The organism is Mycobacterium sp. OTB74, from assembly GCF_029892685.1.
GTDB lineage: Bacteria > Actinomycetota > Actinomycetes > Mycobacteriales > Mycobacteriaceae > Mycobacterium.
In genome coordinates this window covers 1-14778 of record NZ_JARXVD010000027.1, presented here as the reverse complement: position 1 = coordinate 14778, position 14778 = coordinate 1, and the positions used below count along the sequence as shown (strand labels likewise).

The window sequence follows — 14778 nt, the reverse complement described above, 5'->3', positions numbered from 1 at the left end:
CGGCAATGGCGCGAGCTGCGTGCACGCGTCATCCGTGAAGAACCCCTGTGCTGGCTGCGTGCACGCGTGCTACCACGTGGGCAACAATGTGGCTGATTTAAGGTAAGTCTGACTAGCCAGATATTCGCTGGCGCAACAATGGCAATCCGGGCCCGTCGAGCGCATCTAGCGTGGCGGTGCGGCCAACCGCCGCCATCAGCAGATCAGCGGTCCGCCCACGGATTTCCGGTCCTTTGCCCCATCTTCGGTCGATGTCGTTCGCTTGCCAACCAAGACCGCGTAGCCGTCCAAGCGGCACGAAGCCGAAGGGGAACGGTCCGGTTAACATCTCCAGCGCGATCATTGTCAATTGCGGATCGGGTTCGAAGGGCACTCCGAGCGGGATCTTGATGTCGCCACTATGGCAGAGGATTTCAGCCAGCCTTGCCGGTATTTTCGGCGGAGGCCGCCAGTATTGGTGATCCGCAAGGTTGCGAAGACTTGCCGCGATTTCTGTGGCGGGCGACTGCGCCCTCCGACGGGCCAACTCGTCGAACGCCCGAGCCGCGTTGCGACGTCGCAAGGTCAAGATGGCAGCCGGGAAAACCCCTTCTTCCAAAGCGAGAATCAGATGGGCTGCCACGGTTTTCACATCCCAACCCGTGCACAAGCTCTCGGTGGCCAGCTGCGAGTCATCCAGGCTGTCGATCAGATCCGCAATGCTGCGACGCTCCTCCGCGATACCGACGTGAATTTTCTCGCGGTTCATCCGCCGAGGATATTACGACCACCGGTGGTCGAAACGGGCTTCCCCCAAATGGGTGCACTGAGCGTCCACGTCACGCGAAGAGCCCTACTGCTGGCTCAGACTCCCCGGCAGCACCGGCCTGTCAACGACCGCCGATCACGTCATCCCAGTATCGAAGCGACCCGACCTAGCAAACGTTCGCGCAAACGTGCGCGGCGCGTGCGCGAACTGCAACTACAGTCGCGGCACGCGTTCAGTCGTGTCACTCAACGAAGCACGTTCGCGGAGCAGCAACAGAAAGCGCATCCCCGCAGCTCAGAGCGGTGATGCGACGGTCGTTTTTTTGCCACGACGGGGCCGACACGTTCGCGGTGTCGCGATCTATCTACCCAAAATGAAGGAACGGAGGCGCGTGATGCAACACGCAGAAGCCAGCAAACCTGACGCGTCACGCAGCAAACAAGGCGCGCAAATTGCGCAAAACGCGACAAAAAGCGCGTCACGCAGCATGAACGCAGTTCGCGCAAGCTCGGGCGGAGCAATCTTGCTTCAGGCCGGGCCTACTGGACGAACGCAGCGCCTGCCTGTGTCACCCTGTTAAGGGGTCCATCCTGGTTGTACTTGGTAGTGGGTTGTAACGATACCGGGGCCAGCAGGTACCACTGAGGCATCGAGCCACCATCCCCGGCCTTGATCGTCGAACGTGCAGCGTTCTGTTTGGTCGACGAGCCTCTCAAGGTCGGCAGGGCATGAGACTACGATTTGTCTGTGGGCCACATTGGATAGCTGCGCACTGCTGTCCTGAGACAGTAGCTGTCCCGTGAAGAAGAGCGGAGCAGGCGGGTCGCCCAGGCCGCCCCAGCACGGATCATGCATGGCCAGTTGAATCAGCCCGCAAGGCTTCATGATTGGGCCGCCAAGTTCGCCCTCGTGCGCGATACAGTCCCCGCTATGGTCAAAGGTGCCGTCGTTGCACCATTGGGCGTGGGCTTGAGGCGCAAAGAATAGGTCATCCACAACCCCGGTGCCCACAATGAGGCCCGTGCCGGCGAGCGTGGTCGCAATTAGTTTCTTCACGGCCTATTCCTGACAGTCGGCTGGGTTGGCTGCGTGAGAGGAACGAATCCTAGCCATTATGGGACACTGCCGATCTCGAGCATGTACCTTCACCGTTCCTCCTTTTCACTTCGGCTCGTCGTCACGCACACCCGTGGAGCCTTTTAACCGCGATCAGCCCGAATCTCCCACAGGCGCAGCACACTTCGCCCTCCTGCCTGCAGTGAGACGGCCACTGATTTAGTGAACGTCTCCCTTGTGGTTGGGGCATAGTTTGGTCACAGATGCAGCGGCGATCCACTCGGCCTCGTCGTTGGTGTAGCCCCCTGCGGTCGTGATGGCACGGAGGATCAGGTTCAGGGTGAGGCCGTTGTCGAACCCCTCGCACACTTCACGCCCCATGTGAACAACTGCCGCGCGGGCACTGGTGTCGACGCCCTCATGGTTTAGGACGGAGAGGTAGCCGTCTACGTCGTCCGTGTCGGCGCGGGCCGTTCCCGCGAGTAACAAACTGGCGGCGGCGACAGCAGCGATTGCCCCTTTGGTCATGGCCCAGGAGTTCACGAGCCACCGCCTTGGCCGTGTTGCACGAATGCTTGGATGATCGGCCATTCATCTGGGCAGAAAGACCCGACTGCTGCGCCGACGACCAGACCGGAGTCGCGGTGGCTGAAATCGCCGCCCTCGTGTATGGCGTTGACCACCGACTGCACACTGTTGCCGCCGCGCAACGCGTTGCAGGCGTCAACGCCAGTGTTGACGATGGCGTGGGTTGTCGAGTACTGGACGCCGCGCTGTTGCAATTCGTTGAGGAATGTATCGACTTGGCCTGAACTTGGATCGGCGTGTGCCGTGACCGGGCTGAGGATCGCCGTCACCGACACCGCGCCGATGATAGTGCGCTTCATCATGATTCATTCCTTTGTTTAGTTCTGCTCGGGTGGCAATCCCTAGCCCGCTAGAAATTACATTCGGCCACGGACAAGGCAGCACACTTCGACGGAACGCTTAGGGCTTCTTCTCCCCTGGCGCGGAGTTCATGCCCGAGAGTGACTGTGGCCCAGCGTGGCACCTGGCGGCCGGGAACGGGCCTCTCGGCGGGGGGCCCTGGCGGACTGGCTGGCGACCGGCACTGGCGGGGCCTGCGAGCAGCCTGCCGACCGGGCCTGACGTGCTGGGTGAGTGCTGGCAAGTGCTGCAGAAGATCGCATATAGATCGCACGGCCAGGTGCGGCTGGGCCAGCAGCGCAAATGCCTCGTAACGGCTTCTTCACAAAAATTGACCGGTTTGTAAATTTGCAACAGAATCCACCTTGCGATGGCCTCATTGCGATGTGACATAGGTAGGAGCACCCCGTGAGCACTCCCGCAGCACCCGCACCCCCTGTGACCAGGTATTGTCCGGTGTGCCAGAGGCACCGCGTCGTCTCTCACCGGCAGGGGCGCAACTACTGGGTGCTGCGGTACTGCCACCACGTGGTGACGGTGCTGATCAGCGAGAAGGGGCACGAAGAAGTGCAGGCTGGCCCACCTCCAGGGACGATGGGTTAGAGAACCTCACGGCGTCCGCACGATACAACGCGCGTATGACATGCGTTATTGCTTCCACTCGATGACGACGAGCTCGTCGTCGAATGGTCGACGCGGGTTCTGACCCGGCAGAATCGTGATCGAGCACAGCTCGTCGATGATCGCGCGTTTGCGGTCGAGCGTCGCGTTGTCGAACCACACGCGCGGATCGTCGGCGTTCACTGCGTCTTCGAACACTTCTGCGCGCGCAGGTTCTGTGATCGTCGCGTGCAGCGTCGCGATCTTCGCGTTGATCTCAGCAATGTTTTCTTCGCATTCGTCGGCGCTGATCTCGCCTTGTATCGCGAGCTTGTTCTGTAGCTTGCGCACGTTCACAAGCGCGTCGATTTTTTCTTCGACGCTCGCGACGAGCGCTGTGTCGAGCGCGTCACGTTTGCACAAGTCTTTCGCGTCGTCTGCTGACAGTCGCAAGCCGATCGCGTTGACGATGTACGTGTCGACGTCGTGCATGTTGCGGCGCACGCCGTAGCAGCCGTGATGAAGACAGCGATAGATGTTGACGCCGTTGTCTCTTTTGCTGGACGCGATCGTCTTGCCGCACTTGCCGCAGTACGCGATCGAGGTCAGCAGATGTTTCAGCACCCACGCGCTCGGGTGCGCTTTGCGTGATCTGAGTAACGCAACAACACCGTCGTATAGGTCGCGGTCGACGATCGGCTCCCAGTCTGCTTTACACACGTCACCCGTTTTGACGCGCTTGCCGTTGCGTCGCTCAGTGCGTTCGCGTATGCCTGCGTTGCGCCCGGCGAGCAGCAGATTGCGCACAACTGTTGCTTTCCATTCATTGCCGCCCGATGTGACGACACCGTCTTCGTTCACACACGTCGGCGTGCGATAACCCTTCTCGTTCCATTCGCGCGTGATGCCAGCGATCGAGCGACCGCGCAGAACATCTTTGTACGCTTGTCGAATCAGCGCAGCTTCATCTTCGCGATGTATGACGCCCGTGCCGTCGCGTTTCATGCGCTCGAACCCGAATGGGCGTTTCGGCCAGTATGCGCGACCCGACTCGAAGCGCTGTTTGTGCGAACGCTTCAGCTTCGCTTTCAATTCGGCGACGTGCCGCGCTGCGACTGCGCCGTTAATGCGAAATTCGAACTGACCGGTGTAGTCGCACAAATCTTTTTCACCGCCACTCTTGAATCGCAGCGGCTCTAACGCGATCTCTTGCGCGAGCCGCATGAATATTTCTTGCTCAAGATTGTCGCGAAATAGACGCGTCGTGTCGTAGCAGCCGACAGTGTGCAATCTGCCTGCGGTGATGTGGGCGACCATATCTTGATAGCGGGGGCGTCGAATGCCGCTCGTCGCGCTGACACTGTTGTCGACATAGATGACGGGCACATAGCCGTCGTTGAGCAGCATCGACACGACGTCTTCGAGCTGACGGTCGACGCCGAGCTCGTCACCGTACTTGTCTTTCGACAGTCGTGCATATGCAGCCGCGTAGCGCGTGCCGGGTGCTGGCACGTCAGGCGGGTTGAGCAGGTAGCGACCTGCGTACTTGCGTAGGGACGGGTAGTCGTTTTCCAGGGTTGTGCTGCTCACGCGCTCAGACTACAGCGACGGGTACTATGAATGAATGAACAACACATTGTGGATCATCGCCGGAGTGCTGGCATTCGTCTTCGTCGGCAGTGGACTGCTGAAACTGGCTGTGCCGAAGGACAAACTGGTCGGTGCCGGCCAGGGCTGGGCCGCTGACGTCAGCCCGGCCGCCATTCGATCGATTGGGGTACTTGAGGTGCTGGGCGCACTCGGCCTCATCCTGCCTGCCGCCACGCATATCGCTCCGATGCTGGTTCCCCTGGCGGCTGTCGGGCTGGCCCTGGTGATGATCGGGGCCATTGTCACGCATTCCCGTCGGAAGGAATACCCGAACGTAGTGGTGAACCTGGTGCTGTTGGCGATGGCGGTATTCGTGGCCTGGGGTCGCTTCGGTCAGTACGCCTTCTGAGTGATCTGGGGCTATACGTGCCCAATGTGCAATCTTGCCCACCATGCAAAAATCTGGGTAGCATCGTGGCGTGCCCGAACATCCCGAAGTCGGCCTGCGGGAACGCAAGAAGGCCGACACCCGAAAGGCGTTGAGCGACGCCGCGTTGGAGCTCGCGTTCCAACACGGCTTCGAAAACGTCACCCGCGAGGCGATCGCCGCGCTCGCCGGGGTGTCGCTACGGACGTTCAACAACTACTTCACCGGCAAGTACGAGGCGTTGGCCTACTGGCAGTCCCAACGGATGCGCCGCAGCATCGACGAGTTGCGCCGGCGCCCCGCCAGCGAGCCGCTGTGGGCGTCGGTCAGTGCGTCGGTGCTCAAACCGCTGGAGGACGACCTGGCCGACATCGACGGCGAGATGACGCGCACCGAGCTTGTCGAGGTGCGAAAATTGTTGATGAGCAAGCCGGTTCGCGGCGCGATGGCAAAGGACCTGTTCGACGAGTGGGTTGAGGTCGTCGCCGAGCGCACCGGCACCGATCCGGTCCGTGACATGTACCCGCGTCTGGTTGCCGCGGTTGTTCGCGCTGTCGGTGACGCCGCGGCGGAGATGTATGTGACGGCGGGCCCGCCGGTGTCGTTCGCCGAGTTGGTGCGTAGTGGACTGGCTGAGGTGGCAGCCGGGCTGCCCGAACCGCCCCGAAGGAGGCGCCGATGACCGATGTGGTGATTGCCGGGGCCGGACCCAACGGCCTGATGCTGGCCTGCGAGCTCGCACTGGCCGGCGTGCAACCCGTTGTGCTGGATAAGCTGCCCGCCCGCGGCACCGAACTCAAGGCCAACGGCTTTGTCGGACAGGTGGTTCGGCAACTGGACATGCGTGGCCTTTATCCCGCACTGCGCGGTCATCCCGGTCCGCCGGAGCCGGCCTACGAGTGGGTGTTCGCCGGAATGCCGCTCAACTTCGTGGGTTTGGCAGACAAGCCGATCTACGGTCTGCGGATCACGCAGCCTCATATGGTCGAGGTTCTGGAGCGACGTGCCTGCGACCTCGGAGTCGAAATCCGTTGGGGCCATGAACTGATCGGCCTGAGTGCCGCAGACGACCGCGTGGTGGTCACCGCCGCCGGCCCGGATGGCGAATATCAACTCGAAGCCGGTTATCTCGTTGGCGCGGACGGTGGACGCAGCACGGTGCGTAAGCAGTCCGGTATCGACTTCCCCGGCCACACTGCAGACACCGTCAGCCGGTTGTCCCACGTGCACCTGCCCGAACAGGTGCACGTGGTCAAAGGTGGACTCGAGATCCCTGGGTATGGGTTTATTCCGTTCCGGCACAACAGACTTGACTGTGGCGTGGTCATGGTCATGATGATGGATCCGGAAAAGCCGATGATCGGCACCATCGAGTACGGACACGCCCCGGGCAGTGCTGAGGGGCCGATGTCGGTCGCCGAGTTGCGGGAGAGCCTGCATCGCATCCTCGGCGTCGACGTTCCAATCGAAGAACCGCGCTGGGCGGGACCGAAAGCCAACCTGCGCATCGATGGGCAGAACACCCGTCAAGCTGACCGGTACCGGACCGGACGAATCTTTTTGGTCGGCGACGCCGCGCATGTGCACTCTCCCCTCGGCGGACCGGGCCTGAATCTCGGGATGTCAGACGCCTTCAACCTCGGCTGGAAACTGGCTGCCGAGATCAATGGCGCAGTGCAGCCCGGTCTGCTCGACAGCTACGAGTCCGAACGTCATCCGGTGGGGCAGCGGGTGATGATGCAGTCTCAGTCGCAGATCGCCCTGATGGCACCGGGTCCCGAAATAACCGCGATGCGAGAGCTTTTCAGTGAGCTGCTGCAGATCCCGGCGGTGGTGGAACATATGGGGAACTTGCTGGCGGGTTCCGATGTCCGGTACGACGTCGGAGATGACCATGCGTTGTCCGGCCGCTTGGTGCCCGAACTGACCCTTGATGACGGTCGACGGGTCGCCGAGTTGTTGCACCCGGCCCGTCCGCTGCTGCTGGATTTCACGGGTGGCGATGCGGCTAAGGCCGCGCACGACTGGGCAGACCGGGTCGAAGTCGTCCACGCCGCGATGGCGGACGGGCCTGCGGCCGCCATGCTGATCCGCCCGGACGGTTATGTCGCCTGGGCCGCAGACGAATTCACCGACGAAGACGCCGACCGATTGACCGCCCAACTACGCCGCTGGGTCGGGTGATTTGTGCACGAAAGGCGCGCTCAGCGCGCGAAATCGTGCACAAATCACTCAGGAGGCCAGGGTGGCGCGGACGCAGTGTGTCACGTACGGCAGCGCCAGGCCGTTGCTGTTGACCAGCGCGGGGTGCGTGGCCAGCAGCTCGCGCACCTGGTCCAGTACCCGGCTACGGACATCGGCCGGTGAGGTGATGCAGTAGCTGCGCGAGGCGACCAGATCGATAAGCGCTTGCGGGGTAAGGTAACTCGTCCATTCGAACAGCTGGGTCTGCACGTCGGTGAACAGGTCAGACAGTCCCGACTTGCCGAGCGGGTCGTGCTCGCTGCCGATGATCTGGCTCAATTCCTTGACCCAGCCCAGGCGCTCGTCGCGGGTGTTCCACACCAGGCCCAACCGCCCGCCCGGGCGGAGTACCCGGGCAACCTCGGCCGACGCCCGATCAGGGTCGAACCAGTGCCATGCCTGCGCCACCAGAACGGCATCAACACTGTTGTCCGGCAACGGAATATCCTCGGCCGTCCCCAGCAATGCGGGTACCGACGGAAGCGAGTTGCTGAGTACCTCGAGCATCTCCGGAATCGGGTCGACTGCGGTCACCGTGAGGCCGCGCTCGGCGAGTCGCACCGTCAGCTTGCCGGTGCCGGCACCGAGGTCCAGCACGTCCGAAGTGCCTGTGGGCAGCAGCCAGTCAATGGCCTCCGGCGGATACGACGGGCGACCCCGTTCGTAGGCAGCTGCTTCCTCGCCGAACGACAGGGAGCGTTCGCCGGTCACCGCGAAGCCAAATCCAGTGTCTGGCGGATCAATACGCCCACTGCATCGGACTCCACCAAGAAGCCGTCGTGGCCGTAATCGGACTGGATCACCTCGAGTCCGGCACAACCGGGCAGCAACGAGGCCAATTCCTCTTGCAGCCGAATGGGATACAACCGGTCCGAAGTGATGCCGCCGACGATCACCGGCACCGGACAACCGCTGAGAGCGGCCGCCACACCGCCACGCCCGCGGCCGACGTCATGGCTGCTGAGCGCGTTGGTCAGGGCCACGTAAGTACCCGCGTCGAACCGCGCGGCAAGCTTGCGGCCCTGGTACTCCAGGTAGCTTTCGACCGCGTAAAGCCCATCGATAGAACTGTTTTCATGGTTCTGCGCGGTGTTGCGGAACCGGTCGTCGAGTTCCTTTTCGCCGCGGTAGGTCAGGTGGGCGAACCGGCGTGCGATCTGGATGCCGGCATCAGGCGTTTGGCCGGTGAGGTAGTAGTCGCCACCGTTCCAATACGGATCGGCCTGGATCGCCGCAACCTGCGCGCACTGGGTGCCGATCTGGTCGGCGGTGGCCCGAGCGCCGACAGCCAGCACCAACGCGGCCCGCACCGTATCGGGATGTCCGACAATCCATTCCAGCGCCCGCGCGCCGCCCATCGAACCCCCGACCACAGCGGCCACCTGGGTGATGCCCAGTGCCGCCAGCGCGGCCAGATCGGCATTCACCTGGTCGCGCACAGTGATCTCGGGAAACCTTGAGCCCCAAGGCTTTCCGTCCGGAGCCAAAGAGCTGGGCCCGGTGGTCCCGCGGCAGCCGCCCAGGACGTTGGTCGCGATGGCACACCAGCGATCGGTATCGATCGGGGCACCCGGTCCTGCTATGCCGTCCCACCAGCCGCCGGTCGGATGGTCAGGTCCAGCCGGGCCGGTGATGTGCGAGTCGCCGGTCAGCGCGTGTAGCACCATGACCACGTTGTCGCGGTTGGCGGACAGCTCGCCCCAGTGCTGCACCGCCACCGTCACGTTGGGCAGCACCGTACCGCTTTCCAACGTCAGTGCGCCGATGTTCACCACACCGATGGCCCCTTCGGTGGGCAGTTCGGCGAACGGCGCTTTAGGCACGGGCACATCGATGATGGTCACGCTGACCCCACAGCTGCAGTAGCGCTACCCACGGCCCGTGCGGCGGCAAAGCCCTGTTCCAGATCGGCCAGGATGTCGTCGATGCCCTCGATGCCCACCGCGAGCCGTACCAGGCCAGGGGTGACGCCACTGGCCAGTTGCTCGGACTCGGTGAGCTGCTGGTGGGTGGTGGACGCCGGGTGGATCACCAGCGAGCGCACGTCACCGATGTTGGCGACGTGGCTGTGCAGCGACAGGCCGTCCACGAAGGCCTTGCCCGCCTCGATGCCGCCGGCCAGCTCGAACGACAGCACCGCACCGGTGCCGCGCGGGGCCAACTTACGGCCGAGCTCGTACCAGGGCGAGGACGGCAGGCCGGCGTAGTTCACCGACACCACATCGGAGTGCCCTTGCAGGAACTCGGCGACACGTTGTGCATTGGCCACATGACGCTCAACGCGCAGACTGAGCGTTTCCAATCCCTGCGCGATCAAAAACGCGTTGAACGGTGCTGCCGCGGAGCCCAGATCGCGCAGCAGCTGCACCCGGGCCTTGAGCGCGTAGGCCGGTGCGCCCAGGTCGGCGAACACGACGCCGTGGTAGCTGGGATCCGGCTCGGTGAACCCCGGGAACTTGCCGTTGGTCCAGTCGAACGTACCGCCGTCCACGATCACCCCGGCGATCGCCGAACCGTGACCGCCCAAGTACTTGGTGGCGGAGTGCACCACGATGTCGGCGCCGTGGGCCAGCGGCTGGATCAGATATGGCGTGGCGACGGTGTTGTCCACGATCAGCGGCACGCCGTTCTTATGCGCGACGCCGGACACCCCGGGAAGATCCAGGACGTCGATCTTCGGGTTGGAGATGGTCTCGCCGAAGAACGCCTTGGTGTTCGGTCGCACCGCGGCCTGCCAGGAGTCCAGGTCGTCGGGATCTTCAACGAAGGTGACCTCGATGCCCAGCTTGGCCAACGTGTAGTGCAGCAGGTTGTAGGTGCCGCCGTACAGCCGTGGCGAGGAGACGATGTGGTCGCCTGAGGAGGCCAGGTTCAGGATCGCGAAGGTCGCCGCGGCCTGCCCGGATGACAGGAACAGAGCCGCCACGCCGCCTTCCAGGGCAGCGATCCGCTGCTCGACGACGTCGGTAGTCGGGTTCATGATGCGGGTGTAGATGTTGCCCGCCTCGGCCAGCCCGAACAGGGCGGCGGCGTGGTCGGTGTCGCGGAACGTGTACGACGTGGTCTGGTAGATCGGCAGGGCCCGGGCACGCGTGGTGTCGTCGGGCGTCTGGCCGGCGTGAATCTGCTTGGTCTCAAACGACCAGCTACTGGCGTCAGTCATGGGTATAGAGCCTCCACTCGGGTCACTCGGGGCCCGTGGTGGCGGACCCGCGCTTGCCGCGTAGCCGATACCGGCTACTCAACCTGGTCGTCTCCCGGGGCACCCCACCGCGGATGGAGGGTTGCCGGCCAGCAAGCCGGGGCTTGACGCTGGCGCTCATGACCGACTGTGAGCGTATCTCAACTCATGCGAAGGCTGCCACCTGGACTCTCTATTGGCCGGTCAGGTGAGCTGATACGGGACCACTGAGAGGCTGTTAGCCGGGTCACGGTAGCTTCGTATCCGTCGTGTCATGGGTAGCCGTGTGTGGGTACCGAACGCGACATAGATTTTGCATGAATGTGACCGTCCGTGACGCCGGGAGAGTGACCATGAGTGGCGAGAAACCATCCATCATCTACACGTTGACTGACGAGGCACCGCTGCTCGCGACGTATGCCTTCCTGCCGGTTATCCGCACTTTCGCCGGCGCGGCCGGCATTGACGTCCAGACCAGTGACATCTCGGTGGCGGCGCGCATTCTGGCCGAGTTCGACGACTACCTGACCGACGAGCAGAAGGTGCCGGACAATCTGGCCGAGCTCGGCCGGCTGACCCAGCTCCCCGAGACCAACATCATCAAGCTGCCCAACGTCAGCGCCTCGGTGCCGCAGCTGGTCGCCGCCATCAAGGAACTCAAGGAAAAGGGCTACAACCTGCCCGACTACCCGGGTGACCCGAAGACCGACGAGGAGAAGGCGATCAAGGAGCGCTACTCCAAGTGTCTGGGTAGTGCGGTCAACCCGGTGCTGCGCGAAGGCAATTCGGACCGCCGCGCCCCCAAAGCGGTCAAGGAGTACGCCCGCAAGCACCCGCACAGCATGGGCGAGTGGTCGCAGGCCTCGCGCACTCATGTCGCCACCATGAAACACGGCGACTTCTACCACGGCGAGCAGTCCATGACGCTGGACAAGGCGCGCAACGTCAAGATGGTCTTGAAGACCAAGGCCGGCAAGACCATCGAACTCAAGCCGCTGGTCAAGCTGGACGCAGGCGACGTCATCGACTCGATGTACATGAGCAAGAAGGCGCTCATCGAGTTCTACGAAGAGCAGATGGAGGACGCCTACAAGACCGGCGTCATGTTCTCCCTGCACGTCAAGGCGACCATGATGAAGGTCAGCCACCCGATCGTGTTCGGCCACGCGGTCAAGATCTTCTACAAGGACGCATTTGCCAAGCACCAGAAGCTCTTCGACGAGCTGGGTGTCAACGTCAACAACGGCCTTTCCGACCTGTACGACAAGATCGCCTCGCTGCCCAAGTCACTGCACGACGAGATCGTCGACGATCTGCACAAGTGCCACGAGCACCGGCCCGAACTGGCCATGGTGGACTCGGCCCGCGGCATCTCCAACTTCCACTCGCCCTCGGACGTCATCGTGGACGCTTCGATGCCGGCCATGATCCGCCTGGGCGGCAAGATGTACGGCGCCGACGGCCGTACCAAGGACACCAAGGCCGTCAACCCGGAGTCAACCTTCTCCCGGATCTACCAGGAGATGATCAACTTCTGTAAGACCCACGGCCAGTTCGATCCGACCACCATGGGCACGGTGCCCAACGTCGGTCTGATGGCGCAGAAGGCTGAGGAGTACGGGTCGCACGACAAGACCTTCGAGATCCCCGAGGACGGCGTCGCCAACATCATCGACATCGACTCCGGTGAGGTGCTGCTGACCCAGGCCGTCGAAGAGGGTGACATCTGGCGCATGCCGATCGTCAAGGACGCGCCGATCCGGGACTGGGTCAAGCTGGCCGTCACCCGGGCCCGCAACTCCGGTATGCCGGTGGTGTTCTGGCTGGACCAGGAGCGTCCGCACGAGAACGAACTGCGCAAGAAGGTCGCGCTGTACCTGAAGGACCACGACACCGAGGGCCTGGACATCCAAGTGATGTCGCAGGAACGCGCCATGCGGCACACCATCGAGCGGGCGATCCGCGGGCAGGACACCATTGCCGCTACCGGCAACATCCTGCGCGACTACCTGACCGATCTGTTCCCGATCCTGGAGTTGGGCACCAGCGCCAAGATGCTCTCGATCGTGCCGTTGATGGCCGGCGGCGGACTGTACGAGACCGGTGCCGGCGGTTCGGCACCCAAGCACGTACAGCAGCTGGTCGAGGAAAACCACCTGCGCTGGGATTCGCTGGGCGAGTTCCTGGCTCTGGGTGCCAGCCTGGAGGATCTGGGCAACAAGACCGACGATGCACGGGCCCTGTTGCTGGCCAAGACACTGGACGCCGCGACCGGAAAGCTGTTGGACGAGAACAAGTCTCCGTCGCGTCGCACCGGTGAGCTGGACAACCGGGGCAGCCAGTTCTACCTGGCCATGTACTGGGCGGAGGCGCTGGCCGAACAGACCGAGGATGCCGAGTTGGCCGCCAAGTTCGCCCCGCTGGCCAAGACGCTGAGCGACAACGAGCCGAAGATCGTCGCTGAATTGGCTGCGGTCCAGGGTCATTCGGCCGACATCGGTGGTTACTACGCACCGGATCCGGAGAAGATCTCGGCGGTGATGCGGCCCAGCGCCACCTTCAACGCTGTATTGGCGGCCGCTCAGTAGGGTGATGCGTCGGCCACCCTCACCAGACAGGCCGGTGATCGAAGCGAGGCTTGCAACGGGGCCGGTACGAAACGGGATGTCATCGCATTCGACTGCGGCGCGCTGCTGAACAACACGGCGCAGCGACTCGTCGCCAACGGGTGGATCGGGACGCTGCTGATCACCTTGTCGGCGTTCAAGAACACCGATTTGAGCGTGCTGGACCTGATCGTTCCGTAGCCGCCGCAAAAGGCTGTCGCACCCCACGGCTAGGGTTCTCCGTCGTGATCGTCACCACCATCAATGTCAACGGCATCCGGGCTGCGGTGAAAGAACGCTCGGCGGAGAACCTGGGATTGTTGCCCTGGCTGGCGCAGACCAAGTCAGATGTGGTGTGCCTGCAGGAAACCCGCGCCGACGACGCTCAGTTGGCCGACGCGTTGGCCCCGGCCTTGGCCGAAGGCTGGCAGCTGGCTTCGGCTGAGCCCCACGTGAAGGGCCGTAACGGGGTGGCGGTGCTGTCCCGTACGCCGATCACCGCTGCGCGGATGGGTCTTGGTGACGAATTCGCTTCGCACGGACGTTATCTGGAGGTCGATACCGCCGATGCCACGGTCGCCAGCGTGTATGTGCCTACCGGCGAGGCCGAGACCGACAAGCAGTTGGAGAAGGAACGCTTCATGACGGCGCTGGCCGGCCGGATGGCCGAGTTGAGCCTTAGGCGGCGCGGTGTGGTGGTGTGTGGCGACTGGAACATCGCTGCTTGTGAGCTCGACATCAAGGCGTGGAAGAACAACGTCAAGAAGTCAGGCTTTCTGCCCAGTGAGCGGCAATGGCTGGCTGACCTGATGGCCTCGGGCTGGACCGACGTGGTGCGTGAGCTGCATCCGGACACACCGGGCCCGTACAGCTGGTGGTCGTGGCGGGGTAAGGCCTTCGACAACGACGCCGGCTGGCGCATCGACTATCAGCTGGCCAACGCCAAACTGGCGCCGAAAGCCGTTGCGGCACGGGTCGAACGGGCTGAGGCGTACGCCCTGAGGTGGTCCGACCACGCGCCGGTGACGGTCGAGTTCGGCTGACCTGGCTTTTCGCGTCACCCCAGGGGATTTACCTAGTTAGTCGACGGTGGGGGTGGTTCCGGTTGGAAGGGTTGGTACCACCACCATTGCGCGCGTTCGCCGGTGGGTCCTGGGCATGGTGGGACTGCGGGTGGTGGTGTGGTTGGTGGGCGGGCCAGCGATCCGCCGCTTAGTGGTTTTCCGGTGCTGTCGGTGACGATCAGTCGGTCGGCGGGTCCGGTGATGGTGATGCCGCCGCGGTGATGCAAGCGGTGATGGTGTGGGCATAGCAGCACCAGGTTGTGAAGGTCGGTGGGTCCGCCGTCTTCCCAGTGTTGGATGTGGTGGGCGTGCAATCCTCGGGTGGCTCCGCAGCC

At 63.2% G+C, this 14778-nt stretch carries 14 protein-coding genes and 1 riboswitch; of the genes, 6 read left to right on the top strand and 8 right to left on the bottom strand.

Annotated features, from left to right (window positions below):
- Positions 1-112: 112 nt before the first annotated feature.
- The 3 genes from M2432_RS25560 to M2432_RS25550 form a co-directional block, all read right to left on the bottom strand.
- Entirely contained in the window at positions 113-748 is a 636-nt protein-coding gene (locus M2432_RS25560; RefSeq protein WP_280829647.1) for a maleylpyruvate isomerase family mycothiol-dependent enzyme, read from the bottom strand.
- A gap of 1275 nt (positions 749-2023) precedes the next feature.
- A complete protein-coding gene (locus tag M2432_RS25555; RefSeq protein WP_280829646.1) occupies positions 2024-2347 on the bottom strand; it encodes a DUF732 domain-containing protein in 324 nt (107 codons plus the stop codon).
- Positions 2344-2694: a DUF732 domain-containing protein gene (locus tag M2432_RS25550; protein WP_280829645.1), complete on the bottom strand. Its 351-nt coding sequence runs from the start codon at positions 2692-2694 to the stop codon at positions 2344-2346. The genes M2432_RS25555 and M2432_RS25550 overlap by 4 nt, the downstream gene beginning before the upstream one ends.
- A 445-nt stretch (positions 2695-3139) precedes the next feature.
- On the opposite strand from M2432_RS25550, the gene M2432_RS25545 reads away from it, so the two are divergent.
- Positions 3140-3334 (top strand): hypothetical protein, encoded by a 195-nt coding sequence (locus tag M2432_RS25545; RefSeq protein WP_280829644.1) that lies wholly within the window; start codon positions 3140-3142, stop codon positions 3332-3334.
- A gap of 45 nt (positions 3335-3379) precedes the next feature.
- On the opposite strand, the gene M2432_RS25540 is transcribed toward M2432_RS25545, so the two are convergent.
- Positions 3380-4921 (bottom strand): recombinase family protein, encoded by a 1542-nt coding sequence (locus tag M2432_RS25540; protein WP_280829643.1) that lies wholly within the window; start codon positions 4919-4921, stop codon positions 3380-3382.
- A gap of 34 nt (positions 4922-4955) precedes the next feature.
- Between M2432_RS25540 and M2432_RS25535 the strand changes: the two genes are divergently transcribed.
- The 3 genes from M2432_RS25535 (at position 4956) to M2432_RS25525 (ending at position 7532) form a co-directional block, all read left to right on the top strand.
- The gene (locus M2432_RS25535) at positions 4956-5330 is read left to right on the top strand and encodes a DoxX family protein (protein ID WP_280829642.1); all 375 of its coding nucleotides are present in this window, start codon (positions 4956-4958) and stop codon (positions 5328-5330) included.
- 70 nt (positions 5331-5400) lie between these two features.
- Complete coding sequence (locus M2432_RS25530; protein WP_280829641.1) at positions 5401-6030, top strand: TetR family transcriptional regulator; 630 nt, start codon at positions 5401-5403, stop codon at positions 6028-6030.
- Positions 6027-7532 carry an FAD-dependent monooxygenase gene (locus M2432_RS25525; RefSeq protein WP_280829640.1) on the top strand — a complete coding sequence of 502 codons (1506 nt, stop codon included), beginning with the start codon at positions 6027-6029 and terminating at the stop codon, positions 7530-7532. The genes M2432_RS25530 and M2432_RS25525 overlap by 4 nt, the downstream gene beginning before the upstream one ends.
- 48 nt (positions 7533-7580) lie before the next feature.
- Here M2432_RS25525 and M2432_RS25520 read toward each other — a convergent pair whose 3' ends face one another.
- The 3 genes from M2432_RS25520 to M2432_RS25510 are packed head-to-tail and all read right to left on the bottom strand — an operon-like array spanning position 7581 to position 10755.
- Positions 7581-8303, bottom strand: coding sequence for a class I SAM-dependent methyltransferase (locus M2432_RS25520; protein ID WP_280829639.1), 723 nt, complete (start codon positions 8301-8303; stop codon positions 7581-7583).
- On the bottom strand, positions 8300-9436 hold the full coding sequence (locus M2432_RS25515; protein WP_280829638.1) for a homoserine O-acetyltransferase: 1137 nt from the start codon (positions 9434-9436) through the stop codon (positions 8300-8302). Before M2432_RS25515 ends, M2432_RS25520 begins: the two co-directional genes overlap by 4 nt.
- Positions 9433-10755, bottom strand: coding sequence for a bifunctional o-acetylhomoserine/o-acetylserine sulfhydrylase (locus M2432_RS25510; protein ID WP_280829637.1), 1323 nt, complete (start codon positions 10753-10755; stop codon positions 9433-9435). Before M2432_RS25510 ends, M2432_RS25515 begins: the two co-directional genes overlap by 4 nt.
- A 44-nt stretch (positions 10756-10799) precedes the next feature.
- Positions 10800-10919: riboswitch (SAM riboswitch) on the bottom strand.
- Between the two features lie 207 nt (positions 10920-11126).
- On the opposite strand from M2432_RS25510, the gene M2432_RS25505 reads away from it, so the two are divergent.
- Together M2432_RS25505 and M2432_RS25500 are read left to right on the top strand one after the other, a co-directional pair.
- Positions 11127-13361, top strand: a complete 2235-nt coding sequence (locus tag M2432_RS25505; protein WP_280829636.1) for an NADP-dependent isocitrate dehydrogenase — start codon at positions 11127-11129, stop codon at positions 13359-13361.
- Positions 13362-13624: 263 nt separating this feature from the next.
- On the top strand, positions 13625-14422 hold the full coding sequence (locus tag M2432_RS25500; protein WP_280829635.1) for an exodeoxyribonuclease III: 798 nt from the start codon (positions 13625-13627) through the stop codon (positions 14420-14422).
- Positions 14423-14454: 32 nt separating this feature from the next.
- Here M2432_RS25500 and M2432_RS25495 read toward each other — a convergent pair.
- On the bottom strand, positions 14455-14778 hold a 324-nt coding region (locus M2432_RS25495), incomplete at its 5' end, for an HNH endonuclease signature motif containing protein (protein ID WP_280829634.1).